Below are 24738 nucleotides of genomic sequence, written 5' to 3' on the forward strand. Positions count from 1 at the left end.
GCGGGGGTTGAGGAGAGTAAAGGGCTAGACGTTCATTCCTGTCAATCAGGACCACCGAGCAGTTGAGGCCGGATCAATGCATGAACGCGGCGTCCGGGTGCCAGCCGCAGGGCCGCCGCTGACTGGCGACTCACCTCGGCCCACAGAGGAGCGCGACCGCCGGCGGTCAGTCGCACGAGAACAAGCCCGTTGCCACGACTCTCAAGCGACTCGACCTGGACCGGCAGCGCGTTGAGCGCGCTGCTGGCCAGGGGTGGCTCCAGCGTCAACACCACGTCACGCGCCGCGACCAGCAAGCGCAGCCGAACACCCGTGTTGAAACTGATGCCTGCCAGCCGCAGACGTCCGGCGTCCGAGGCCAGCGCGGTAAGGCCCCAATCATTATCCCGGGCGACGACTCTCGCGTCCCACACCACCGTTGGCTCGCTACCGCCGAGCGCCGGCCAGAAAGCCGGGGCCGAGAACATCTCGGCCACCGTGTCATGGGCAACGATCTCGCCCCGGTTCATCAACATGACCCGATCGGCCAGGGCAAGGACCTCGTCCCGGGTGTGGGTCACGTATAGAAGCGGCACGCCGAAGCGCTCCGGAATGGCGCGGACGAGCGGCATGATGCGAGCCCGACGGTCATGATCCAGTGCAGCCAGGGGCTCATCCATCAACAGCACGCGGGGACCTGCGAGCAGGGCCCGGCCCAGCGCGACCCGCTGGGCTTCGCCGCCGGATAACGCCGCAGGCATCCTGTCGAGGAGCCCTTCCACGCCCAGTGCTTCGACGACCTCCTGCTGATCGGGCCCTTCCGCTCGCCGGCGACGCCGCGCGAATTCAAGATTCTGTGCGACGCTCAGGTGCGTGAACAGACGGGTATCCTGAAATACCAGGCCAACGGGTCGGCGGTGCGGCGGCAGACGGGTAGATCGTGTCTGCCAGGCACTGCCGCCATGCCGAATGACGCCCTCACTGGCCTTCTCCAGTCCGGCCAGGCAACGCAGCAACGTCGTCTTGCCACAACCCGACGGACCGAAAAGCGCCGTGATGCCCGGTTCCAGGTGGCCCTCGGCCTGGAGCTCAAACCCCCTCCGGCGCAGTCGCAGATCGAACGTCAACAACCGCTCGCTCACACCAGCCCTCCGGTACGGCCGCGCCGGTTCAGCGTGTAGATCGCCAGCAGCACCAGGAAGGAGAAGAGCAACAGGCCGGCTGACAGGACATGGGCCGATGCGTAATCGAGGGTTTCAACATGCTCGTAGATGGCGATCGCCACCACCCGTGTCTCACCCGGGATACTCCCGCCCACCATCAGGATCGCCCCGAATTCCCCGAGCGTGTGCGCGAAGCCGAGCACGGCAGCCGTGAGAAACCCCCGTCCGGCAAGAGGGCAGGCCACCCTGAAGAAGGCATCGAGGGGGCGCGCGCCGAGCATGGCGGCCGCCTCCAGCGGCCCCGCCCCCACGGCGCGGAAGGCATCGCGGAGCGGCTGCACCACGAAGGGCAGCGAATAGAGTACCGAGGTCATCACCAGGCCGATAAAGCTGAAAGTGAGGGTGTCGCCGGTCACCGCGAACCAGGGCCCGCCGATCGGACCCTGCGGGCCAAGCAGCACGAGCATGTAGAAGCCGAGCACCGTGGGCGGGAGCACCAATGGCAGCGCCACCAGCGCATCCACCGGAACGCGCCATCGGCTGCGCCCAACGGCGAGCCACCAGGCAAGCGGTGTACCCAGGGCCAGCAGCACCACGACGGTGACGCTGGCCAGCTGAAGACTGATCCAGACCGGCGTCAGATTCATGGACGCGAGACCGCTGCCTGGTATCCAAAGCGCGTCAGGATTTCGCCGGCGACCGGCCCCTTGAGGAATTCCACGAAACGCTTGGCCCCCTCGGGATTGGCAGCCTGCTCGAGGATGACCGCGTCCTGCCGAACGGGATCGTGCAAGCGTGCATCCACCATGATCCAGTCGCCCCGGGGCGCGTTCTCAAGGCCCGTGTAGGAGGCGGCAACCAGGGCATGGCTGACATTGCCGGTGGCCAGATACTGGAAGGCTTGACCGACGTTCTGCGCCTGGATGATGTCTTCGGACAGCGCCGACCACTGGCTGGTGGCCTCCAGCGTCTGGCGCGCCGCCAGCCCGTAGGGCGCCAGCTCGGGGTTGGCAATGGCAAGGCGCCGCATTGGATGCCCGGCGAGCCCCGCCAGGCCGTCATCGGGAAGCGAGGCGTTCGCCCCCGCCCACAGCACCAGCCGCCCCACGGCATACGAAAAACGACTCTCGGGGCGCGCGTACCCTTCCACTGCCAGCCTTTCGGGCCGGGCCTGATCGGCCGCCAGCAAGACATCGTACGGAGCGCCATTGACGATCTGCGCGTAGTGCTGTCCCGTCGCGCCAGCGCTGATCTGAAGCGCCGCGCCCCCCTGCGCGGAATACGCATCCGCAATCTGCTCAAGCGGTGCGAGGAAATTGGATGCCACCGCCACGCGCACCGATTCGGCCATCGCCGGCGTCACCGCCAGCACAAGCATCCAGCCAACAATCCAGCGTGTCATCTCACCCGACCCCCGTACAGTCAGGCGATATGCTCTACTGGGTGGTGACAGGCGTCAATCGACGTCCATCAGGCGCCCGGCGGCTTTCGCGCCGGCAGCAATCCCTCGTCGGCGAGCTGCTCATGAATGCGACGCGGCTCCTGAGCGGTGAGGTCCTTCTGCACCTCGGTGAACTCCAGACCGGCGAACTGCCCCCTGGCCTCCCGCAGGTAACCCATCATGCGAGGGCTTGCACAGAGGATGTTCCGATCCGCGCCGTGTGACGCCAGATCAGCGAGGATGTCACGGGCGAACTGTCGCTCCACTTCGTCATCGTGGGCGTCACGATGCTCATCGTAGTTGTGTCCGCCACCGGCGACGGTCCGGTTGCGGCCAGTCACCTCGTCGCTGTAGATCGCCTGATCCCGTCCGGTGTGTTCAGGCGCCGCCAGTGAGGTGACCTCCTTGAGATCAGGGCCGCTCTCGAACTCCGGCTGTTGCGGATGAGTCAATTCAAACACTCGGGCGCGGGATCCATCCGCTACGACGATGCAGACTTCACTCATTCATGTTCTCCTTTCTGCCATCTGGCGTTTTCATCATTGCCCTTTACGAAGAGACAGACATCATGAGGTGGTTGTTCATTGCGTTCGGTGGGATTGCTGGCCTGCTCCTGGCAGCCATTGCTGCCGTGGTGCTCCTTTTCGACCCGAACGACTACCGCGATCAGCTGGCTGCTGCGGTAGAAAGCGAGACCGGGCGCACATTCACCCTGAGCGGCGACATCGGCTGGAGCCTGTTCCCGCGCCTCAGCATAGATCTGGGTGCGGTTCGGCTGGGCAGTGGCACCGGCTTTCCCGACAGGCCGTTGGTGAGCGCCGAGGGCCTGGGTGCGGGATTAGCCGTGATGCCACTGTTCGCCGGCCATATCGAGTTGGAGACGCTGGAGCTGCGACGGCCAACCATCAACCTGATCCGCAACGCGGAGGGTGTCGGCAACTGGCAACTCGATCGCAATGGCGGGCAGACAGCGACGGGGTCCGGCGGCATGACACCACCCCCGGAATGGCTCGCCGGGCTGAGTCTCGGTGGCATCGACCTCTCGGATGGCCGAATCCGCTACGAAGATCAGACCACGGGCGATGTGTTGACGGCGGACCCCATCAACCTCGATCTAGGCGCCGTGACCATCGGCCAGGCAACCTCGCTGACGCTCGAGGCATTGATCAGGCGCGGCGACGCGCAATGGGATGCGCGCCTCGCGGGCGACGTCACCATCCGCCGCGATGGCAGCCTGTCGCTCAGGGACACGACACTGACCGCCAACGAGCTGGAGATCAGCGAGATCAGCACCGATATCAGCCCGACCGCATCGGGCTGGCGGATCCACCCCCTCTCCGCGGTGTTCTACGACGGCGATTACAGCGGCGACATCCGCCTCCAGACCGAGGCGCAGAATATGCCTCTGCGCTTTGACGAGAGCCTCAATGGTGTCGCCATGGGCCCTCTGCTCGCCGCATTCACGGGCTTCGAACGGGTCACCGGCGAGGCCGGCATGGCGGCCAGCGGTGCGCTGGCGCTCTCCAGCGGCAACCCGCCATTGGCCAGCCTCACTGCAGACGGCGAGTTCAGCATCCGCGACGGCGCCCTGCGCGGCATCAATATCGCAAGGATCATCCGTCAGGCGCTGGCGCGGCTTGAAGGGCGGACCCCACCGCCTGACACCGCGACACCGGAGACCGACTTCACGAGCTTCACCGGGAGCGTATCCGTGCGCGACGGTGTGGCCAGCAGCGACGACATCAGCCTGGACTCGCCATTGCTCAGGGTTCGTGGCAGCGGCCAGAGCGATCTCGTCGAGCAGACCCTGGCGCTGAGACTGGATGTGAATATCGTTGGCAGCATCGAGGGACAGGGCGGAAAAACCCTGGAATCCCTTCGCGGTGTCGCGATCCCCCTGCAGATCGAGGGTAGCTGGGATCAGCCCCGCGTTTCCGTCGACGTTGCGCGAGTGCTCCAGGAAAGCCAGGGCACGCGCATCCGCGAACGCATCGAGGAGGAGGTCGATGAGCTGCGTAATCGTCTCGAGGGGCTGATGAACTGATGTCCGCCGCGGATCCTGCGCCGGCCGAAGACTTCGCAACCGCCGTGCTGGACTGGTTCGAGCGCCATGGGCGCCATGATCTCCCCTGGCAGCATCCGGCCACGCCCTACCGGGTCTGGATCTCCGAAGTCATGCTGCAACAGACCCAGGTGAGCACGGTCATCCCCTACTTCGAGCGCTTCCTAGCGCGCTTTCCCGACGTCGAGTCACTGGCCGCCGCCGATCGGGATGACGTTCTGGCCCACTGGGCCGGGCTTGGCTACTACGCCCGGGCACGCAACCTGCATCGCTGCGCGCGGATGCTGGTCAGCCAGCATAACGGCGAGTTTCCTCACGCACTGGATGACGTGGCCGCGCTACCCGGCATCGGCCGCTCGACGGCGGGGGCCATCCTGTCGCTTTCGCGCAATGCCCCACACGCCATTCTTGACGGTAACGTCAAACGCGTCCTGGCCCGCTATTACGCAGTCCCGGGCTGGCCCGGCCAGACCGCCGTCGCGCGCCGGCTATGGACCCTTAGCGAAGCGGTGACGCCGAGAAGACGTGCCCGGGATTTCAATCAAGCGATGATGGATCTGGGCGCGACCGTCTGCAACCGGCAACCGCAATGTCAGCGCTGCCCGCTGCGCAGTGACTGCCGGGGCCTCGCCGAGGGCGATCCGACCGTCTACCCGGGCCGCAGACCGCGCCGTCAAAAGCCCCTCCGCCAGACGACCATGCTCATCATCCATGGCCACGGCGGCATCCTGCTTGAGCGTCGGCCCGACACCGGCATCTGGGCCGGCCTCTGGTCGCTGCCGGAAGCAACCGGTGACCCCGAAACATGGGCCCGGGAGCAACTCGGTGCTGGAATCCAACTGCTGGAGGAATCACCGGCGACGCTACGCCACGAATTCACGCACTTCAGTCTGGAGATTCAGCCGGTCCGGGGCCGATTGATGGATGAGACCGTCGTAGCGGACAATGATCGGCTTTGGTATGACCCGCTGTCGGACGAAGCGCCGGGACTGCCCGCCCCCGTCCACCGCCTCATTCATCAAAAGGAGCCATCGGAATGACCGACACGGTCCATTGCGTGAAGCTTGGCCGCGAAGGCCAGAAACTCAAGCGCCAACCCTATCCCGGGGAACTCGGCGAGCGCATCCTCGAGAATGTCAGTCAGGAGGGCTGGCAGATGTGGCTTGGCCACCAGACCATGCTGATCAACGAGTATCGGCTCTCCCCCATGGACCCCAAGGCGCGGCAGTTCCTGGAGCAGGAGATGGAGAACTTCTTCTTCGGCGAGGGCTCGGCACCGCCGCCGGACTACCAGCCGGAGGGATGAGAAACATCAACCGCCATCCCCGCCCAGAGGACGGGCCCAGGATGGCCTCAGGGCCACTTCAGACCACGCACTCACGTCCGGTGCCGGGGGCGGGTCACCGAGCCACTGCCCAAGGCGCGCCGCCAGGGCATCGACATCACCCGCCGGATAACGATACGCGGGGGGATACTGCTCGGGGTAGACGAGTGCGTCGGGAACCAGCGGCGCTGCGCCGGCGCTCGCCGCCTCGAGCATCCCAAGCCCCTGGAATTCATGGATCGCCGTACTCACGGCGATGCCTGCGCGATGCAGGATCGCATCGTAGTCGGCCCTAGCCAGACAGCCATTGGCCACGATGCGCGCACTCCACCGCTCCTCCAGCGCCTGGAGGACAGCCGGGATTTTTGGTGCACGCGGACCGAGCAAGGCAAGACGAAAGTCATAGCCACGCTCCCCCAGACGATCCAGCGCCCGGGCAAAGACCTCGGGCGCCTTGTCGTATTCCCAGCGGTGATTCCAGACAATAAGCCGCGGGTCCCGATGCTCAGCGACCGGCCAGGCACGTTCGGCTATCGGCACGGGAAGGACCGCCGCATGACGGCCCAGTCGCGCGGCCACCCCCGCGGGAACCGCGTCGGGCATTCGCCCGAGCAGCCCATCAACACCGTCGAGAAAACTCCGCCGATTCCAGTCCGAGTTGAACAACAGATAATCGGCGGCGAGCGCGCCGTAGAGCTGCACGATCCGGGGCTCGATCGTGTGCCGCTGGCCCGGTCCGATGGGATAGGCAAACTGGTTTTCGTGGAAATAGTAAACCGTGGGAATTTGACCGAGGGGGGGACAGAGTCCGCGCAAAGTAGCCAGATCCACCATAGAGGTGGCCACGACCTGATCTATGTCCTCGCAGGCCGACTCGATCTGGTCCAGCCATGACAGGGGATTACCGCGGATACGCCACTTGAAATGGCGCCCTGGCAAGGTCAACAGCCGCCAGTCGATGGCCGGAAAAGCCTGCTGGAGCCAGCGCACCCACCAGGCATGGCTGTCGGACTGATAGGCGGAGAGCAAGAGAACACGTCGGCGCATACTCCCATTTTAGGGCGTTCAGCTTGACCCGTCCGGCCGCATCGGTTTGAATACCGCTCTCCGGCGGCCAGGTAGCTCAGTTGGTAGAGCAGACGACTGAAAATCGTCGTGTCGGGAGTTCGATTCTCTCCCTGGCCACCAAATAATCTGACTCCCTATGCAAACCGTTCTGCCACTACTCGGCGTCTTCGCCATCTTCTCCCCCGCCCTCATGCTGCCCGGACCGGACTTCGTGGCGGTGGTGCGCAATACCATTGCCCGGGGCAAGCGGGCCGGCATCCTGACCGCACTTGGCGTGAGTATCGGCATCACGGCCTACGCGGCATTGAGCGCGGCAGGCCTGTCCACGCTCATCAATCGCATTGACTGGTTTGAGATGGTGGTCCGTATCGGTGGCGCGGCGTTCCTGGGCTACCTGGGCATCGGCCTGCTGCTGACGCGCATGCCGGAGCGACACATCGAGCAGGAAGCTCCGACCGAGCCGGCGGGTCCGCGAAATCCCGTGTTGCTGGGGCTTTTCATCAACCTCACCAATCCCAAGGCCATCGTCTTTTTCGGCAGTATCTTCGGCACGGCCATCAAGCCCGGCACACCGGCCTGGGTTCTGGCTGCGGTGGTTGGCATTGTTGGTATCTGCGGACTGCTATGGTTTTCCACCGTCAGTCTGCTCACGGCCTCCACAGGGCTTCTGGTGCGGCTTGAGGATCATCAGCACTGGATCGAGCGTCTCGCCGGCATCGCTTTCCTCGGCTTCTCGGCCAAGATCGTCTTCGACCTCATCAGCGCCTGAAGCCCCGCAACGACTGCAAACGTCCGCTCAGGGGCCCAGCTCCTTGACCGCCTCCATGGCGACATAGGTGCTGGTCGAGGCCACATGCGGAAGACTGGAAATACTCTCGGCGAGCACTCGCCGGTAGGTCGCGATGCCCGGCGTACGCACCTTGAGCAGATAATCGAAGCCACCGGCAATCAGGTGGCATTCCTCGATCTCGGGTATATCCCGCGCCGCTTCGTTGAAGTCGCGCAGAGCAGCCTCGCGGGTATCCGACAGCTTCACCTCGACGAAGGCCACATGCGCCGCGCCGATGCCGATCGGGTCAAGAATCGCCCGGTAACCGCGGATGACTCGAGCCTTCTCAAGCCGTCGCAACCGGGCCTGCGTCGGCGTCTTGGATCGACCGATCCGCCGAGCCAGCTCGGCGATGCTGATACGGCCGTCTACGGAAAGCACCCGAAGTATCGCGCGGTCCAATCGGTCGAGGTTTTCGTTAGAGGATAGTTCGATCGACATGGATTTTCCCGAAAAAACAGTCTGAAAATATTCTGAAAAGCGCTTTTTCAAGACAATCTACCATTATTTCTCCGCTATCGTGGAGCTTATGGATACTCGAATCAGCGCACTCGACACCGAACGGCCCCTCCACCTGCCCGCGGGACTTACCCACGGCATGCGCCGGGCCGAGATACCCACCCTGCAGCAGATGGTCGATACAGCAGCAGTCGACCGGGAGCAGCGGCAGCGCATCGTGAGTGATGCCGCCGAGCTGGTCAGGCAGATCCGCAGCAGCGCACGGCCGGGCCTGATGGAGGTCTTCCTGGCCGAGTATGGCCTGTCGACCGACGAGGGCATTGCGCTTATGTGCCTGGCCGAGGCACTGCTCCGGGTACCGGATGCACCCAGCATCGACGCCCTGATCGAGGACAAGATCCGGCCATCCGACTGGGGCCAGCACATGGGGCATTCCAGCTCCAGTCTGGTCAACGCCTCCACATGGGCCCTCATGCTCACCGGACGCATACTCGATGATGAGGGCCGCGGTGTAACCCGGAATCTGCGCAGCGCATTCAAGAGACTGGGCGAGCCGGTGATCCGCACCGCCGTGGGGCGGGCCATGCGCGAGATGGGACGGCAGTTCGTGCTTGGCGAATCCATTCAGGCGGCCATGAAACGCGCCAGGGGCCTCGAGAAAAAGGGGTTCACCTACTCCTATGACATGCTTGGCGAGGCGGCCCGGACGGCCGCCGATGCCGACCAGTATTTCGAGGCCTACCGCGCGGCGATCCTCGCCATCAGTGGAGCGGCCGAGCATGATGACAGCCGGGACAACCCCGGTATTTCCGTCAAACTCTCGGCACTCCACCCACGCTACGAGCTCGCCCAGCGTGATCGAGTGCTGGCCGAGCTGGTGCCGCGGGTGACTGCACTGGCGCGGCTCGCCGCGGAGAAAGGGCTTGGCTTTAACATCGATGCCGAGGAATCCGACCGGCTCGCCCTCTCGCTGGAGGTTGCCGAGGCCACGCTGGCGGATCCGGCCCTTGCCGACTGGAACGGCTTTGGCATGGTCGTCCAGGCCTATGGCCAGCGGGCGGCCGATACGGTGGACTGGCTCTACCAATTGGCCCAACGCCTCGACCGCCGCATGACACTGCGGTTGGTGAAGGGCGCCTATTGGGATACCGAGATCAAACGCACCCAGGTGCTGGGCGTTGATGGATTCCCGGTATTCACGCGCAAGGCCGGCAGTGATGTCAGCTATCTGGCGGTATCGCGCAAGCTGCTGGGCATGACCGACCGCCTCTATCCCCAGTTCGCCACCCACAACGCCCACTCGGTGGCAGCCGTGCTGGCGATGGCGGACGAGATGGCGATCCCCCGCGAGGCCTTCGAGTTCCAGCGGCTGCATGGCATGGGCGAACGACTGCATGACATCGTCATGGAGCGCAACGGCACCCGCTGTCGCATCTATGCGCCGGTGGGAGAACACCGCGACCTTCTTGCCTACCTCGTCCGTCGACTGCTCGAGAACGGCGCCAACTCCTCATTCGTCAACCAGATCGTCGATGAAGCCGTTCCGCCGGAGGAAGTGGTCGCCTGCCCGTTCGAGGCGCTCGATGATGTCGTGCAGCCCGTCAACCCGGGGCTTTCCCGCGGGCCGGAGATATTCCTGCCCACGCGACGCAACGCGCGTGGTTTCGATTTGGGCGATATCGCCGATCTGGATTGCATCGAGGGGGCGAGGCGCCCCTTCCGCGACCGCGACTTCCGGGCCATGCCCATTACCGTCATCCCCTTGGATCCGGAGGCCGCCGAATGGCGCCCCATGATCAATCCGGCGGATCCGGACGACACCGTTGGTCTGGTCCGCGACGCCACCGCAACGGAGGTTGAACAGGCCATCACGGCGGCGACGCCCTGGGGCGCCAGTCCGCGCGAACGGGCGACCGTACTGGAACGGGCCGCCGAGCTCTATGAGCGGGACTTTGGGGAGATTATTGCGATTGTCGCCCGCGAGGCCGGCAAGAACCTGCTGGATGCCGTGGGTGAGCTACGCGAGGCCATCGACTTCCTCTATTACTACGCCCGTCAGGCGAAGTGCCTGGAACCCGCTCCGCGCGGCCGCTTCGCCTGCATTTCCCCATGGAACTTTCCGCTCGCCATCTTCACCGGTCAGGTCGCCGGGGCGCTGGCGGCCGGCAATGCGGTGCTGGCCAAGCCGGCCGAGCAGTCACCGCTGACAGCCGCCAAGGGCGTGGCTCTCATGCATGAGGCCGGCGTCCCGCAATCCGCTCTGCAGTTCCTCCCCGGTGACGGTGCCACTGTGGGAGCCGCCCTCACCGGCGATCCGCGCATCAATGGTGTCGCCTTTACCGGTGGCACCGACACGGCCCAGGCCATTCGGCGGAACATGAGCCAGCATCTGGCGCCAGGCACCCCGCTCATCGCTGAGACCGGCGGTCTGAACGCCATGATCGTCGACTCCACGGCATTGCACGAGCAGGCCGTCCGGGACGTTCTGGCGAGTGCATTCCAGTCGGCAGGGCAGCGCTGCTCGGCCCTGCGCTGCCTCTACATCCAGGAGGACGTCCGTGAAGACTTCATGGAGATGCTGCTGGGAGCCATGGACGAGCTGCGGCTGGGCGATCCATGGCGTTTGTCCACCGACATCGGCCCGGTAATCGACGCCGATGCCGCGGCCGACATCGCCGGTTACATCGACCGGGCCCGCGGCGCCGGGCGGCTGATCAAGCAGGTCAACGCGCCGGGGAGCGGCCACTTCATTGGCCCGACGGTGATTCAGGTGGACGGCATTGAGGATCTCGAGCGCGAGATCTTCGGCCCGGTTCTGCATGTAGCCAGCTACCGGGCGCAGGATCTGGACGCCGTGATCGAACGGATCAATGCCCGCGGCTACGGCCTGACCTTCGGCCTGCACACCCGGATCGAGGATCGGGTCCAGCACATCGTCGATCGGGTGCATGCCGGCAACATCTATGTGAACCGCAACCAGATCGGTGCGATCGTGGCGTCTCAGCCCTTTGGCGGCGAGGGGCTCTCGGGCACGGGCCCGAAAGCCGGCGGGCCCGACTATGTCCCGCGCTTTGCGGCGCCCGATACTCCGGCGGTTGCCGTGGAGACCCCCGCAGGAGACGCTGACATGTCCGCCATCCAGGCCGAAATCAATGCGCTGCCGGATCCGGCCATGCCGGCGGAGAGCATGGACATGCCCGGTCCCACCGGCGAGTCCAACCGCTTGTATCATGTCCCGCGACCGCCGGTCCTGTGCCTTGGCCCGGGCCCCGCCGCGGCGGCGGAGCAGCGACGCCAGGTGGAGGCACTGGGGGGCACGGCCGTTGAAGTCACCGGGCAGCTCTTGCCGGAGGCACTGGAGACACTGGAGGGCTTCTCCGGCGTGATCTGGTGGGGTGACGAGGCCAGTACACGGCCCTATGCGCTGGCGCTCTCGCGGCGGGATGGCCCCATCCTGCCGGTCATCACCGGCTGCCCGGACCGGGCGCATGTCAACCATGAGCGTCATGTCTGCGTGGACGTCACCGCATCGGGTGGTAACGCACAGCTGCTGGCGAAGGTTCAGTAAGCCGATCGATTGGCGCTATCAACTTTACTTCCCGCCTGTCTCTCCGCAGGATAGCGCCCTTTTTCCACTGCGGAGGCGACATGGCGGGATACCCGCATCAAGGGGCAGCGACGCGAAGCGGCAATGAACTGGGCGACCCATGGGTGCTGGGCATCAGCGCCGGGTTCATTCTACTGTTCATCGGACTTTCCGTTTACGACGTCGATCTGCTCTCGCAGCTGGTGGGTGCCGGGTTCACCTGGACGGCCAAGTATCTTGGGGCTTACTTCCAGCTCCTCCTGCTGCTGACCTTCGTGATCGCGATCGCGGTGGCCATCTCGCCGGCCGGTGGGGCGGTCATGGGCGACCTCGAAGAACCCGAGATGAGCACCTTTCGCTGGGTAGCCATCATCATGTGCACCCTGCTTGCCGGGGGTGGCGTATTCTTCGCGGCCGGTGAGCCGGTTTACCACTTCATCGCCCAGAGTCCGCCGGCCTTCGATGCGGAGCTTGGCACCCCGGAAGCGATCCAGGGTGCCCTCGCCCAGTCCTTCATGCACTGGGGGTTTCTGGCATGGGCCGTGCTCGGAGGGCTGACCAGTCTGGTGCTGGTCCATGCCCATTACGTCAACGGACAGCCGCTGCAACCCCGCACCCTGCTCTATCCCGTGTTTGGTGATCGCGTGATGCATGGCCTGTTCGGCGGGATCGTTGATGCAGTGTGCGTCATCGCCGTGGTGGCCGGCACCGTGGGGCCGATCGGATTCCTTGCCACGCAGGTGGCCTATGGCGGGAACGTCCTGTTCGGCCTGTCCGAGGGATACGGCACACAGCTCGCTGTCCTCTTCATTCTGGGGGCGATCTACGTGAGTTCGGCGGTCAGCGGAATCCATCGCGGCATCCAGCTGCTAAGCCGCTTCAACGTCTATCTGGCCCTGGCCATCGGTGCGGTCATCCTGATCCTTGGCCCGACGCTGTTTCTGGTCGATGCCTATACTCAGGCGCTTGGCGCCTATCTGGGCAATTTCCTGTCGATGGCCACCATGACCACGCAGACCGCCCCCGACTGGTGGATGAAGTGGTGGACGGTGTTCTTCTTCGCCTGGTTCATTGGCTACGGGCCGCTCATGGCGCTCTTTGTCGCGCGCATATCCCGTGGCCGCACCGTGCGTCAGATGATCCTCGCCATCTGCGTGGCCGCACCCATCGCCACCACGGTCTGGTTCACGCTGCTGGGTGGATCGGGGATCTACTACCAGCTGACCGGAACCATCGATCTTGCCGAAGCGCTGACCAACTTCCGTTTTGATGTTGCGACGCTGACCGTGGCCGAGGCGCTGCCGCTGGGGAGCCTGATGGCGGTCGCTATCCTGGTGCTGACGACCATTTTCGTCGCCACCACGGGCGACTCGATGAGCTATACCATTTCGATGGTAGCCACCGGGCACGACCGGCCGAGCACCCTGGTAAGGGCTTTCTGGGGTATTGCCCTGGCCGTGATGGCAGGCATTCTCCTCTACATGGGAGCAGGGCAGATCTCGGCGCTCCAGCAGTTCATCGTGGTGACCGCCATCCCGGTATCGCTGATCCTGCTGCCATCGTTATGGACCGGTCCGAAAGCCGCGTATGCCATGGCACGCCGTCAGGGATTGGTGCGGTGAGGCTGCCATCTCAGGCCAGGCCCCGAGCTGATCGGGGCCGGATCGCCATCAGCGCCGCTAGATGTCGATGCAGATCTTGCCGAAGTGGGCACCGCTCTCCTCGTGCCGGAAGGCATCGACCAGCTGATCCAGCGGGAAATGCCGGTCGATGACCGGTCGGATATCCGTGGCCTCCATCGCCGACACCATGTCCTGCTGATCACGACGGCTGCCAACCAGTACGGCCTGCAGACGCTGCTGCCTCAGCAGGGCCTGAATCAGGGGGAAGTCGCCCTTTACACCGGTGAGCACACCGATCAGCGAAATATGACCGCCTACCGCCGCCGCCACCATCGACTGCTGCAGCGTCCCTGGCCCGCCGACTTCGACCACATGGTCGACGCCCCGGCCACCGGTCAGTTCACGCACCGCCTTACCCCAGTCCGGCGTATCACGATAATTGATCACCGCTTCAGCGCCCATCGACTTGAGCCGCTCGAGTTTTTCATCGCTGGATGAGGTGGAGATCACTCGGGCACCCGCCGCCACGGCCAACTGGAGTGCGAAGATCGACACGCCCCCGGTCCCCAGGGTGAGCACGGTATGACCAGGCTGGAGATTGCCGTGGACGAACAGCGACCGCCATGCCGTCACGCCCGCCGTGGTCAGGGTCGCCGCCTCGGCATGGCTCCAGCCGGCCGGAATCCGTGTGAAGGCGGTCGCCGGGCGGGTGACCTTCTCCCGGGCATAGCCGTCGATGCCGTCACCCGGCGTCCCGCCAAAGCCTTCGAGCTCGGGATCGCCATCCAGCCAGTGGGGGAAGAACGTGCTGACCACCGCATCGCCCTCGGCGAAATCGGTCACTCGCTCGCCCACCGCGGTCACCTCGCCGGCGCCATCCGACAACGGGATGCGCGCCTCGTCCTTCGGCGCCATCGGGCCTTTCACCACGCCGTAGTCATGAAAGTTGAGCGAACTGGCGCGCAGTCGGACGGTGATTTCCCCCGGTCCGGGTGCTGGCGGCTCTCCGGCCTCCTCGATGCTCACCTGATCAAAGCCGCCCCCGGGGGCGAGTCTCAGTACGCGATTACCCATGCCGTCCTCCTCGAAAAGCGTTCTTCCGTTCAGTGCTGCCCATGCTGATCAGGCCGGGACGGCAATGCAAGCATGACGAGGCCAGGGCACTTCCCCTCATCGGGGCGGTTGGTCGACCGTCTCCAGCACCTCCGCCCTGACCTCGGCAAAGGCCTCGGCCACGCGCTTGGTGGGGCGCAGATGAACAAGACGTCGATCGTCCCCGTTGCGCGCCTTGATCACCCAGCCGTCGGCAACCAGCTGGGCGAGGTTGTAGCGAATACCGGTGACGGAATATGGCAGCACGGCAAGCAGCTGCTTGACGCTCAGCGGCTGATCGAGGTGATGGGCAATCGACACGACAACGAGGATATCCAGTGGGATCAAGGACGCCCCATGGGGTAGCGCGGGCGACAGCGCCTGCCGCAGTCGCTCGGTCAGGCGTGCATCCGCCAGCGCCTCCTGCCGCTCCATGGCAATCCCCTCTCTATCCGTAAAGCTCTGGACGCTATCCACGCCACGGACGGGTCGCAACGAATTTCGGCTACTAATTTAGTATCTGGCTGGAGGGGATTTCGTGACCGGTTTCCGCGCAGGCTAGCTCCGCCCGTCGGGCTGGCCACGGGCCACGGAGAGAATGTGGATCTGCATGAGATCGGAGGCCCGCTCGCCGTCGGCATTGGCCAGCGCATCGACGATCTCGGCGTGCTCGTCGAGGGCCTTGTCCATGGCAGCGCGCGTCAGTCCGTAGGTGCTGCGCGTGGATGTCGCGCCATGCAGGACCGTCTCCAGTGAACGCTGTAGCCGTCGGCTACCCGCCGCCACCAGGATTGTCTCGTGGAACTCGAGATTCAGCTCGCTGAGTCGCTCATGCGGTGGCCCGTCCTGCTGCACCAGGGCCTTCTCCTCGTCGACGATGGCGCGCAGCCGGGTCAATTGAGGCGGACGGATACGGGTGGCGGCACGCCGCGCTGCATACGCCTCCAGCAGCGCACGCAGCTCGAACACCTCATGGCTGTCCTCGCGGGTCCACTCGATCACCCGAGCCCCTCGGTAGGGAATGAGCTCGAGCCAGCCATCGGCGGCGAGACGCACCAGCGCTTCATGCACCGGAGCAACCGACGTGCGAAGCTCGTCCGCCAGCGCCTGCTCCTGCAGAAACGCTCCACCCGGGAACGCTCCGCGGAGGATGCGTTGGCGGATGGCCAGGCAGACCTGATCGGTGACGGTATCCATGCTAATGCCCGAGGCTGAGAAGTCGGTAGGTTAGTCAGGCATCATGCGCAAGGTGATATCGGCATGCAATGCCTCTCCCTCAAAGCTGCGCCAGGAAATCCGCCAATTGCGGCCATTGCACGGTCAACTCCCGACTCAGGTCGTGCCCACCTTCGAGCCAGACCAGTCTCGTGGTCGCCGGATCACCGGCCTGCGCAAGGGTCTCAGCATCCGCCGGCGGAATCACCTGATCGCGCCGGCCATGGGCAACGAGTACCGGCACATGGATGTGCCGGATGACGCTGACCGGGGCGATATCATCGAAACGATGCCCGATCACCCGTTCAACATAACGGAGCACGAGCCAGCCGATGGGCATGAACGGGATCCGCCGGGCGGCGAGCCAGCGTTTCATCATGAGCTCGGGGTGTACAAAACCGGAGAGACTGATCACTCCATCAATGTCGTTCCGCCAGGAGGCGGCCAGAAGGGTCGCCGCCGCGCCCACGGAATGGCCGATCAGCACCAGCGGGCCTTCACTGCCATCCTCCCCGCGCCGCATCCAGCTGGCTGCGGCGTCAATATCCTCCGCAAAGCGTGGCATCGACGAAAAGTTGTCGGCATCGCTGCTGCCATGGTTTCGCACATCAAAGAGCAATACCTGCCAGCCGGCGTCCTGCAGCGGTCTCGCCAGAGCCAGCATGAACAGCCGATTAACGCCCCAGCCATGGCAGATCACCACGCGACCCACGCGTGGGTCGCCATCCAGCAGCCAACCCGAAAGCCGACGCCCTCGCGCGGTGGGAATGGAGATCTCTTGGCCAACCACGCCGTGATCGGCAGGTTCACCGTTCACTGGCCGGCGAGGTGCGGCCAGACTCCAATGCAGCCATTTGCCCCCGCCCCATAGCAGCAGCAAAGTCAGCCCAAGCGCGGACAGGATCCAGAGCATCATGCTCAGGGCAGCATGTCGCTTAACAGCGGATTGGGGAAGCGACGCTCGCTGGTTACGGCATAAAACGCCTCGCTCATCGCCGGAAGACGATCCGCCTCGACCAGCTCGCCGCTGTCGAGCTCGTCACGAACAACGATCGGCGGAATGACGGCGAGCCCGGCGCCCTCCCGGGTCAGCAACCGCAGCATGGCCATGTCGTCGATTTCCGCTGCAATTCTCGGTTGCACGTCGATACCAGAGAGCACGGCGCGGAATGCCGTGCGCAGTCCGCTGGAACGGCTGGGCAGGAGCAGTGGCGCAGCGGATAGCCAGGTTTCGAGAGAGTCCCCCAGCGCGACCAGCGTCGGCGTGCCGATGAGACTGACCGGTTGCTCGGCAAGCCGGTGCGTGATGAACGGATGCAGTGCGTCGGCTCGTGGCGGCTCGTTGGTGAGCACCACATCCAGTTGCAGCGCCAGCAGGGCCTCGAACAGTTCGCCGGCGCTCCCGGCCCGCAGGATGACCTCCACGTCGGACCGGTCGAGAACCGGCCGCAGGAAAGCGAGCTGGAAATTTCGGGACAGAGTCGCGAGCGCGCCGACCCTCAGCGCCTGCCGGGGCTGGCCGGTCTGCTGAAGCGTCGCCACCAGCTCATCACCGGTCGCGAAGATGGTATCGGCATGATCCAGCGCGATCCGTCCCGCCTCGGTGAGATGCAACGCCCGCGCGCGGCGCTCGAAAAGCGGTTGCCCCAGACGATCCTCAAGCTGGCGGATCTGCGCGGACAGCGTGGACTGAGACACATTCAGCCGTTCCGCCGCCCGGGTGAGATGCCCTTCGTGGGCAACCACATGAAAGTAGCGCAGATGATGAAAATTGAGTATCGCCATATCGTTCGATACTACAGAACGACATGGCGAAAACCCAAAACGGAAACGATCAATGGCGGCCGGTCAGGCCGGCCGCCAAGGGCGGTTATACGCCGTACTGCTCGCGGGCGTAGTCGCCGAGGCCGAAGGCATCCAGCCTTGCCAGCGGCGCCAGGAAAGTCACCTGGATCACGCCCGGCGCACGGCCGATCTCGATGGCACCATTCACCGTGGCACGGTTACGCACCTCCGCCACCGTCATATCCAGCAGCCGGCCGGCACGCTCAAGTCCGTTGTCGATCGCATCATTGAGGTTGGCGGCTGTCCCGATCACGGAAATCGGTGCCATGGGGTCGAGGGTCTCCATGCCCCAGCGCCGGGCGAGCCGTTCGCCCTTTGCCTGCTCCTCGGCCGAGAACGGCCGCGCCATGGGCGGCAGATCCTCAACCAGCGGGAAAAGCACCGGGCCATCAATGGGGTAGTCCTTCACCACCTCCACCTGCAGGGTCACGCTGCCAGAGACATCCATCGTGTGGCCTGCAATTTCGCCATCGCCCTGGCCCGCATGCATGTCACCGAGGTAGAGGCCGCCACCCTTGACCTTGCATGGTGCGACGAGAATCGCGCCGGCCCGCACTGCGTCGATATCCATATGCCCGTCGGTCTTGTGCCGGGCCAGCTCCTCGGCGCTGATGGCATAGTCATGCGGAGCGCCCACCAGAAAAGCCCCGAAATCCCCGGCATTATGGCTATCCGGCATGGCGCGCGACGGGCAGCTACCGAGCTGCCCCAGGAACGGGCGCATCCGCACCAGCGCTCCCGGCATATCGGACGGCGCGTAGTTCAGGATCGAGTGCTGATGGCTGCCATCCGGCAGCGCCGCATAGTGGTCCGCCTCGTGGCCGACCTTTTCGGCGGCCTCCTTCGGCAGCGTCACGCCGACGCTGCGTGTGTCGTCGAAGGCCACCGTGTAGCCATGAACGATCTCGAAGGGCTTGACCGGGTTTCCGCAGACATCGCAGCGCACGGAATCCTGACCGATCCCCTCCACATGGGTTTCCGGCCAGACGGTATCGCAGGTCGGGCAGCGCGCGGCGACGTAGGGGTCGCCCACGCAGAATCCCTCGGGCGACGAATCGTGGCCCGACGCGGTGGCGGTGGCCGTCACGGTGATATCGCGGATGCGGATGGCGAGACCGTCACCAACCTCTGCACCGGCCACCTCCACCGGGCGGGTCACCTCGTGGCCTCCGCGCAGACTGGGCGTAATCATCGGCCCCCAGCAGCCAGGCGCGGTGTTGGCGATGACCGTGCCGCCATCCTCCACCGGTCCCAGCATCGGCCCGTCGGGATCCAGTACGGAATTCGTGAATTCGTTCACCACCAGGCTGCGCCTGGCCGGGTTCTTGGTCTTGTCCAGCATGCTCTCACTCCTCGGGAATCGTGATGTTTCGAGTATCCGGCGGAATGCCTCGAATGGCAATCGCCCTTGCCTGATGAGGACAGCACTGCGGATCCTCGGCAAGAGACGTGACTCGGGAGAACACCTCGGTCATGATCGGGTCAATCACAGAGGACATGGCAAGGAGAGTTTCGATGCAGATGATCCGGGAATGGAGAAGTGTCTGGCTCGCGATGGCGATGGCACTGGTGGTAAGCGCCTGCGCTTCGGTGAGCGGCAGCGGGGAGTACAACCGCAGTTTTGATTTCGCCAGTATCCAGCGCACGGCGGTTGTGTCGGTTGAGGGGGTCGGTGGACAGGCCGCCCGTGACCAGATCGCCAGCATGTTCAACCAGGCCCTGCTGCGCCATGGCTACAGCCCGATCGAGCGCAGCCAGATCAACGCGGTCCTTGAGGAGCAGGACTTTTCACGATCGCAGGTCACCACAGCCTCCGGAGCGGCCCGGGCGGGCCAGGTGCTGAACGTGGATAGTGTCGTTCTGGTGAACATTCCGGAATTCGGCGACGACATGAGCATGAGCGCCCAGATGGTGGACGTGGAGGACGGCACGATCCTTTGGTCCGCCTCCGGCAGCGCCCGGACGGGGGCCAGCATGACCCGCCGGGCTGGACAGCTGCTTGGCGCCATTGGCGGCGGCATCATTGGTGCCGAGGTGGGTGATGACACCGGCGCCGTTGTAGGCGGTGTAGGTGGCGCCGTTGGTGGCGGGATCGCCGCGGATGCGCTATCCAAACAGCGTCAGGAGCAGACGGCCATTCTCATCGACCAGCTCACGCAGAGTCTGCCCATGCGCTGAGCGCAGCATGCGCGAATGAACCCCTTGCGGAGAATCAGGCCGTGATACCGTTTTGACATCACGGCCTGCACGACAACCGGAGTCAAGCAATGAGCAACGATCTCCCGCATGGCGCGAATGATGTCGCCACCAACAATCCGGATGTCTGGGATGCCTACAGCGACCTGGGGCTGGCGGTGGCCGAATCGGGCCCGCTGGACGGCAGCGAGCGCCGGCTGGTGAAGCTGGCCCTGGCCATCGGCATCGGCAGCGAGGGCGCCACCCATTCGCATACACGTCGTGCCCTGGACGAGGGGTTCAGCGCCGAGGCCCTGCGCCAGGTTGCGCTGCTGGCCATTCCCACGGCGGGATTCCCGGCGGCAGTCGCCGGCCTCACCTGGATAGAGGATGTCCTCTCCGAAGACGATGAAGAAGCGGATGAGGAAGAGGACGACGAGGCGGATGACGACGTCTAATGTCTTGATTCATAGACTCTGACTATCGATCGTCATGCACCGTTGCATTTTCCCCAGCAGCGGTTCCGGCCTATCATTGGCGTTTTCTGTCGAATGCGGGACTGACCGACATGCCAATGTACAGCTCTAAGCCGAATGCCCACCACGACGATGTGCCGCGTCTGGGCGTGCTGGTCACCAACCTGGGAACCCCCGATGCGCCCACGGCGCCAGCCTTGCGACGCTATCTGGCCGAATTCCTGGGTGATCCGCGCGTCGTCGAGATCAATCGCCCGCTCTGGTGGCTGCTGCTGCATGGTGTCATTCTGCGCACCCGACCGAAAAAATCCGCCGCCGCCTACGCCGAAGTATGGGAAGAAGGCGGCTCACCGCTGCTCACCATCGGCAAGGAACAGACTGAGGGGATTGCTACGCGACTGGCAGAGCGGCTCGATGGCCCGGTCAGCGTCGAACTCGCCATGCGCTACGGCAACCCGTCCATCCGGGACGGGTTGCGCAAGCTTCGTGAAGCGGGCGCGGAGCGTATTCTGGTCATGCCACTCTACCCCCAGTACTCCGCCACCACGGTGGGGTCCACCTACGACGCCGTTTTCGACGAGCTCAAGAAGTGGCGCGTAATCCCGGAATTGCGACTCATCGGGCAGTACCACGACGACCCGCAGTACATCGAATCCCTGGCCAACACCATTCGCGAGCACTGGGAAGCCCATGGCAAGGCGGAGAAAATGCTTTTCTCCTTCCATGGCATGCCGCGGCGTTACCTGCTGAATGGCGATTTCTATCACTGCCAGTGCCAGAAAACCGCGCGCCTGGTAGCGGAGCGACTGGGCATGGACGACGGTGAATGGCAGGTCACCTTCCAGTCGCTTTTCGGACGCGAGGTCTGGTTGCAGCCCTATACCGACGAGACCGTCAAGAGCCTCGCCGAATCGGGGATGAAGAAGCTCGATGTGATCTGTCCCGGGTTCTCCGCGGATTGCCTCGAGACACTCGAGGAGATCGAGGGCGAAAACGCGGAGATCTTCGAAGAAAACGGCGGCGGCGAGCTGCGTTATATCCGGGCGCTCAACGCCCGACCGGACCACCTCGATATGTTGACCAACCTGGCCATCGACCATCTTCAGGGCTGGCCGGAAGCAAGCCCGGAGGTCCTGCGGAACCGGCGGGATCCCAAGGCGACCCGGGAGCGGGCCAAGGCCATGGGCTGCGACTACTGACCAGCGTATTCTTCACTGGCATGGCGATGGGCCTCGCGCTCATCGTCGCCATCGGCGCTCAGAATGCCTTCGTCCTGCGACAGGGACTGCTCGGCGAACATGTGTTCGCCGTCTGCCTGACCTGCGCACTGTCGGATGCCGCCCTGATCGCGCTTGGCGTGACAAGCTTTGAAGGGATCACGGCGTGGCTGCCCTGGATCGAGCCAACGGCGCGTATCGCCGGCGCGCTCTTTTTATTCGTCTTCGGCGCCAGGAGCCTCTGGTCCGCACTCCGCTCGCGCGGTGCACTGCATGCGGGTGAGGCGCCGAGCGTGGGCGCTGCCGGTAATCGCCTGGGGCGCACGCTGCTGGCCTGCCTGGCGATCACCTGGCTCAACCCCCATGTCTATCTCGATACAGTGGTGATGCTGGGGACGATCTCGACCCAGTTCGAAGGCGCAAGAACGGCGTTTGCCGGCGGTGCGATCACCGGATCGTTTCTGTTCTTCTTCGCCCTTGGCTACGGCGCCAGGCCGCTTCAGCCGTTATTCGCCCGGCCTGCCGCATGGCGGATACTGGAAGGAGGTATCGCCCTGATGGTCTGGGCGATCGCCATTGGATTGCTGACGGGCGGGTAACGTCCGGGAGATGGAATCCGGGACAGGCACGATGCCTGCCCCGGAAACTGCGGTTCTCGCCTACTGACCGATGACCAGCGAGCGATCACCGTCGAGGGTCCACTCATGCAGCGAACCATCGTAGAGGGCGACATCGGGCATTCCACCGATCTCGGACATACCAAACCAGGCCAGCGATGAGACATGGCCGGAATTGCAATAGTCGATGATCCGGCCCTCCACGCCCGGCAGCATCGCCGAGACGATGTCCCGGACCTGCTCGGGAGTGCGCCAGTAGACAACGCCCTCACGGGGTGCGACGAACAGGTTGAAAGGCACGGGCCTCGCCGCCGGCAGATGACCGCTGCCATCCACATAATCCTTGCTCATCACGCCGGTGAACTGCGGCAGGGGCCGGTTATCCACCAGCTGAGCGGCCTCATCCCCGGCGATCACCGCCGCCACTTCATCGGTGGTGGCGAGCAGCTCGCCACGCGGCGCTCCCGCCGTATAACTGCCACCCCCGGGCGACGCCGCCGGTGACTCGGACACCTCGCCACCGGCAGCATCCCAGGCAGCGACACCACCATCCAGGATAGCGACGTTGTCATGGCCGAAGTACTTGAGCTGCCAGTAGAGCCGCGAAGCGACCGTGGCGTCGCCGTAGACCGTGGTCCCCGCCGGTGCGATGACCACCATGTCACCGGCATCCACACCGAGACCCTGCATGACCGCCTCGAATTGCTCCGCGGTGGGTGCAAGGTAGCGGATCGTGTCCTTCAGCCCGGGACGCTCGGTGAGGAACTCACCCATCCCCACGAACGGTGCACCGGCGATAAAGCCGGTCTCGTCATAGTTAGACGGGCGACGGGAGACGTTGATCACCGTGGCCTCATCCTGGTGGTCGAGCACCCACTCGGCATCCACGACAGGACCGATATCGGCGATGGAGGTGCCGGACTGTGCGCCGGCCATGCCGGGGACGGCAATCGCCAGAGCGAGTATCAGGTTTCGCGCGAGTGTTCCACTTCGCATGGTGTCGTCCTCCGCGGCGATCAGAACGTGAAAAGACGGATGGCCGGATCGGCCACGAGCGCGCCAACAGCAGGCGGCTGGGCAACGCCGACACCATCGATAAGGTCTGCCTCGGTGTACTCGCGGTTGGGCAGATAAATGGCACAGACATCCACGGTCACACCGTTATTGACCAGGCCCTGGATCATCTGTGCGGGGCTCGCATCGGGGCCGCGCAGCGTCTCGGATTCGGCGACCTCCGAGCGGACGGCCAGGTCACCGGCGTCGTCACAGAGCAGCACCTGAGGTGACGCCCCTTTCTGCTGGGCCTGCATGGTCAGAATCAGGGCCATGGCCTGTGTCTCATCCTCATCACTGGTGATGATGGTGAGCATGTCGGCGTCGTTCTGCGCCATGGCGACACTGGAGAAGAGCGCCAGCAGCAGAATGCTGGCCAGAGATTTGATAGGTGTCATGACTGGACTCCTCATGGGATCAGCGTGTTACTGCTGGGCGTTGCGCCCACAGGTGTTTAGACCGAAAATGCTGTACGCGGGGCAATAGCTGACGACCGAGGTGGCCAATGGCACCAGGCCGATCCAGCCCCACGCCATACCCTGGCCAAAGACCGCCATGGCAATGAGGGCCAGTCCTACGATGGCGCGAACGATGCGGTCGGCAGAACCGACGTTTTGTTTGAACATGAAATGCACTCCTTTGACCCAATGCGATGGATGTCTCTGAACGTTTACCCCAGTAAGCGCGCCTACTCATCAGCCGATCAGTGATGAAGTCACATAACTTCGGACAGACCATGAATGAACATGATCCCCGTCATGTCCCGGATGCACGGCCACCTGCCTTCGCAGACCTGGACCAGGGCACCTGGGACGAGGTGAGACAGGCCGCGCAGCAGCTGACCCTGCCGGCGGGCACGTCGGTGTTCGGGCCCGGTGATGAATGTCAGGGACTGCCGCTAGTACTCAACGGCGAAATCCGTGTGCAGATGGTAGGCGCATCCGGGAACGAAATCGTCCTTTATCGGATCAAAGGGGGTGAACTGTGTCCGCTTTCGGTCGCATGTCTGCTCACACAGGGCAGCCATCAGTCGGAGGCGGTGGTTGAGGAAGACAGCGAGGTGCTGCTCATCCCGGCGGGTCTGACCGAGCGGTTGATGAACGACGCAGCCGGATTCCGGCAGGCCATCCTCGAGAGCTATGGCCAGCGTCTGCAGTCACTGATGCTGGTCATCGAGGAGGTCGCCTTCCGGCGCCTTGACCAGCGCCTGGCCGAGCGACTGCTTGAGCGTCAGCGCAATGGGCAGCTATCGATTACGCATCAGGATCTGGCGGTGGAGCTGGGAACAGCCAGGGAGGTCATCAGCCGTCTTCTGAAAGAGTTCGAGCGGCGGAGGCTGGTAACCCTGGAGCGCGGCCGCATCACCATCGTCAATCCGACGGCCCTATCTGACGTGGGGCGGGCGCAGGCCGGCAAGGCAAGCGCCTGAGGCGGTACGCAGCGTCATCAGGCGGCGCGGTACTGAGAACCGGGCGCGCACGGCGCGCCACAGACATGCAATACAGAGGCAGATGC

At 64.5% G+C, this 24738-nt stretch carries 26 protein-coding genes and 1 tRNA gene; 12 read left to right on the forward strand and 15 right to left on the reverse strand.

From position 1 onward, the window contains the following. Nucleotides 1-41: 41 nt before the first annotated feature. The 4 genes from modC to V6X30_RS07760 form a co-directional block, all read right to left on the reverse strand. Entirely contained in the window at nucleotides 42-1121 is a 1080-nt protein-coding gene (gene modC / locus V6X30_RS07745; protein ID WP_367984043.1) for a molybdenum ABC transporter ATP-binding protein, read from the reverse strand. Then, nucleotides 1118-1789, reverse strand: a complete 672-nt coding sequence (modB, locus tag V6X30_RS07750) for a molybdate ABC transporter permease subunit (RefSeq protein WP_367984044.1) — start codon at nucleotides 1787-1789, stop codon at nucleotides 1118-1120. Before modB ends, modC begins: the two co-directional genes overlap by 4 nt. Continuing rightward, a complete protein-coding gene (gene modA / locus V6X30_RS07755; protein WP_367984045.1) occupies nucleotides 1786-2544 on the reverse strand; it encodes a molybdate ABC transporter substrate-binding protein in 759 nt (252 codons plus the stop codon). The genes modB and modA overlap by 4 nt, the downstream gene beginning before the upstream one ends. A 68-nt stretch (nucleotides 2545-2612) precedes the next feature. Then, nucleotides 2613-3089 carry a host attachment protein gene (locus tag V6X30_RS07760; protein WP_367984046.1) on the reverse strand — a complete coding sequence of 159 codons (477 nt, stop codon included), beginning with the start codon at nucleotides 3087-3089 and terminating at the stop codon, nucleotides 2613-2615. Between the two features lie 62 nt (nucleotides 3090-3151). Here V6X30_RS07760 and V6X30_RS07765 point away from each other — a divergent pair, with 62 nt between their 5' ends. Genes V6X30_RS07765 through V6X30_RS07775 form a run of 3 tightly spaced genes read left to right on the forward strand, consistent with a single transcriptional unit; the run spans nucleotide 3152 to nucleotide 5951 of the window. Beyond that, nucleotides 3152-4627: an AsmA family protein gene (locus tag V6X30_RS07765; RefSeq protein WP_367984047.1), complete on the forward strand. Its 1476-nt coding sequence runs from the start codon at nucleotides 3152-3154 to the stop codon at nucleotides 4625-4627. Then, nucleotides 4627-5685 carry an A/G-specific adenine glycosylase gene (gene mutY / locus V6X30_RS07770; RefSeq protein WP_367984048.1) on the forward strand — a complete coding sequence of 353 codons (1059 nt, stop codon included), beginning with the start codon at nucleotides 4627-4629 and terminating at the stop codon, nucleotides 5683-5685. The genes V6X30_RS07765 and mutY overlap by 1 nt, the downstream gene beginning before the upstream one ends. Next, on the forward strand, nucleotides 5682-5951 hold the full coding sequence (locus tag V6X30_RS07775) for an oxidative damage protection protein (RefSeq protein WP_367984049.1): 270 nt from the start codon (nucleotides 5682-5684) through the stop codon (nucleotides 5949-5951). Before mutY ends, V6X30_RS07775 begins: the two co-directional genes overlap by 4 nt. A 6-nt stretch (nucleotides 5952-5957) precedes the next feature. Here the strand turns inward: V6X30_RS07775 and V6X30_RS07780 are convergent, their stop codons facing one another. Further along, entirely contained in the window at nucleotides 5958-7016 is a 1059-nt protein-coding gene (locus V6X30_RS07780; protein ID WP_367984050.1) for a tRNA-queuosine alpha-mannosyltransferase domain-containing protein, read from the reverse strand. 65 nt (nucleotides 7017-7081) lie between these two features. On the opposite strand from V6X30_RS07780, the gene V6X30_RS07785 reads away from it, so the two are divergent. Both V6X30_RS07785 and V6X30_RS07790 read left to right on the forward strand, forming a co-directional pair. Beyond that, a tRNA-Phe gene (locus V6X30_RS07785) sits at nucleotides 7082-7157 on the forward strand. A gap of 16 nt (nucleotides 7158-7173) precedes the next feature. Continuing rightward, nucleotides 7174-7806 carry a LysE family translocator gene (locus tag V6X30_RS07790; RefSeq protein WP_367984051.1) on the forward strand — a complete coding sequence of 211 codons (633 nt, stop codon included), beginning with the start codon at nucleotides 7174-7176 and terminating at the stop codon, nucleotides 7804-7806. A 27-nt stretch (nucleotides 7807-7833) separates the two neighbouring features. On the opposite strand, the gene V6X30_RS07795 is transcribed toward V6X30_RS07790, so the two are convergent. Further along, nucleotides 7834-8358 carry an Lrp/AsnC family transcriptional regulator gene (locus V6X30_RS07795; protein WP_367984052.1) on the reverse strand — a complete coding sequence of 175 codons (525 nt, stop codon included), beginning with the start codon at nucleotides 8356-8358 and terminating at the stop codon, nucleotides 7834-7836. A 106-nt stretch (nucleotides 8359-8464) separates the two neighbouring features. Between V6X30_RS07795 and putA the strand changes: the two genes are divergently transcribed. Both putA and V6X30_RS07805 read left to right on the forward strand, forming a co-directional pair. Then, the gene (gene putA, locus V6X30_RS07800) at nucleotides 8465-11893 is read left to right on the forward strand and encodes a bifunctional proline dehydrogenase/L-glutamate gamma-semialdehyde dehydrogenase PutA (RefSeq protein WP_456242967.1); all 3429 of its coding nucleotides are present in this window, start codon (nucleotides 8465-8467) and stop codon (nucleotides 11891-11893) included. 80 nt (nucleotides 11894-11973) lie between these two features. Beyond that, on the forward strand, nucleotides 11974-13533 hold the full coding sequence (locus tag V6X30_RS07805; RefSeq protein ID WP_367984054.1) for a BCCT family transporter: 1560 nt from the start codon (nucleotides 11974-11976) through the stop codon (nucleotides 13531-13533). 57 nt (nucleotides 13534-13590) lie between these two features. On the opposite strand, the gene V6X30_RS07810 is transcribed toward V6X30_RS07805, so the two are convergent. The 6 genes from V6X30_RS07810 to V6X30_RS07835 all read right to left on the reverse strand — a co-directional run bounded on the left by V6X30_RS07810 (nucleotide 13591) and on the right by V6X30_RS07835 (nucleotide 19027). Continuing rightward, the gene (locus V6X30_RS07810) at nucleotides 13591-14607 is read right to left on the reverse strand and encodes a zinc-dependent alcohol dehydrogenase family protein (RefSeq protein WP_367984055.1); all 1017 of its coding nucleotides are present in this window, start codon (nucleotides 14605-14607) and stop codon (nucleotides 13591-13593) included. A gap of 96 nt (nucleotides 14608-14703) precedes the next feature. Further along, nucleotides 14704-15060, reverse strand: a complete 357-nt coding sequence (locus V6X30_RS07815) for a MarR family transcriptional regulator (protein ID WP_367984056.1) — start codon at nucleotides 15058-15060, stop codon at nucleotides 14704-14706. Between the two features lie 123 nt (nucleotides 15061-15183). Further along, the gene (locus V6X30_RS07820) at nucleotides 15184-15822 is read right to left on the reverse strand and encodes a GntR family transcriptional regulator (RefSeq protein ID WP_367984057.1); all 639 of its coding nucleotides are present in this window, start codon (nucleotides 15820-15822) and stop codon (nucleotides 15184-15186) included. A 79-nt stretch (nucleotides 15823-15901) separates the two neighbouring features. Then, nucleotides 15902-16756, reverse strand: coding sequence for an alpha/beta hydrolase (locus V6X30_RS07825; protein ID WP_367984058.1), 855 nt, complete (start codon nucleotides 16754-16756; stop codon nucleotides 15902-15904). A gap of 2 nt (nucleotides 16757-16758) precedes the next feature. Next, entirely contained in the window at nucleotides 16759-17625 is an 867-nt protein-coding gene (locus V6X30_RS07830; RefSeq protein WP_367984059.1) for a LysR family transcriptional regulator, read from the reverse strand. An 85-nt stretch (nucleotides 17626-17710) separates the two neighbouring features. Then, a complete protein-coding gene (locus V6X30_RS07835) occupies nucleotides 17711-19027 on the reverse strand; it encodes an acetamidase/formamidase family protein (RefSeq protein WP_367984060.1) in 1317 nt (438 codons plus the stop codon). A gap of 173 nt (nucleotides 19028-19200) precedes the next feature. Between V6X30_RS07835 and V6X30_RS07840 the strand changes: the two genes are divergently transcribed. From V6X30_RS07840 to V6X30_RS07855, 4 genes are all read left to right on the forward strand, one after another. Beyond that, nucleotides 19201-19863: a CsgG/HfaB family protein gene (locus V6X30_RS07840; protein WP_367984061.1), complete on the forward strand. Its 663-nt coding sequence runs from the start codon at nucleotides 19201-19203 to the stop codon at nucleotides 19861-19863. Between the two features lie 89 nt (nucleotides 19864-19952). Beyond that, nucleotides 19953-20318 (forward strand): carboxymuconolactone decarboxylase family protein, encoded by a 366-nt coding sequence (locus V6X30_RS07845; RefSeq protein ID WP_367984062.1) that lies wholly within the window; start codon nucleotides 19953-19955, stop codon nucleotides 20316-20318. Between the two features lie 110 nt (nucleotides 20319-20428). Beyond that, the gene (gene hemH, locus V6X30_RS07850) at nucleotides 20429-21535 is read left to right on the forward strand and encodes a ferrochelatase (protein ID WP_408022359.1); all 1107 of its coding nucleotides are present in this window, start codon (nucleotides 20429-20431) and stop codon (nucleotides 21533-21535) included. Nucleotides 21536-21555: 20 nt separating this feature from the next. Further along, entirely contained in the window at nucleotides 21556-22152 is a 597-nt protein-coding gene (locus tag V6X30_RS07855; RefSeq protein WP_367984064.1) for a LysE/ArgO family amino acid transporter, read from the forward strand. A 60-nt stretch (nucleotides 22153-22212) separates the two neighbouring features. Here V6X30_RS07855 and V6X30_RS07860 read toward each other — a convergent pair whose 3' ends face one another. The 3 genes from V6X30_RS07860 to V6X30_RS07870 are packed head-to-tail and all read right to left on the reverse strand — an operon-like array spanning nucleotide 22213 to nucleotide 23849. Next, nucleotides 22213-23166 carry a sulfurtransferase gene (locus V6X30_RS07860; protein ID WP_367984065.1) on the reverse strand — a complete coding sequence of 318 codons (954 nt, stop codon included), beginning with the start codon at nucleotides 23164-23166 and terminating at the stop codon, nucleotides 22213-22215. 20 nt (nucleotides 23167-23186) lie between these two features. Further along, on the reverse strand, nucleotides 23187-23621 hold the full coding sequence (locus V6X30_RS07865) for a hypothetical protein (protein ID WP_367984066.1): 435 nt from the start codon (nucleotides 23619-23621) through the stop codon (nucleotides 23187-23189). 27 nt (nucleotides 23622-23648) lie between these two features. After that, on the reverse strand, nucleotides 23649-23849 hold the full coding sequence (locus V6X30_RS07870) for a YgaP family membrane protein (RefSeq protein ID WP_367984067.1): 201 nt from the start codon (nucleotides 23847-23849) through the stop codon (nucleotides 23649-23651). 110 nt (nucleotides 23850-23959) lie between these two features. On the opposite strand from V6X30_RS07870, the gene V6X30_RS07875 reads away from it, so the two are divergent. Further along, on the forward strand, nucleotides 23960-24652 hold the full coding sequence (locus tag V6X30_RS07875) for a Crp/Fnr family transcriptional regulator (protein ID WP_367984068.1): 693 nt from the start codon (nucleotides 23960-23962) through the stop codon (nucleotides 24650-24652). The last annotated feature ends 86 nt before the right edge of the window (nucleotides 24653-24738 follow it).

The sequence above is a fragment of the Spiribacter sp. 1M189 genome (genome assembly GCF_040838345.1).
GTDB classification, from domain to species: domain Bacteria; phylum Pseudomonadota; class Gammaproteobacteria; order Nitrococcales; family Nitrococcaceae; genus Spiribacter; species Spiribacter insolitus.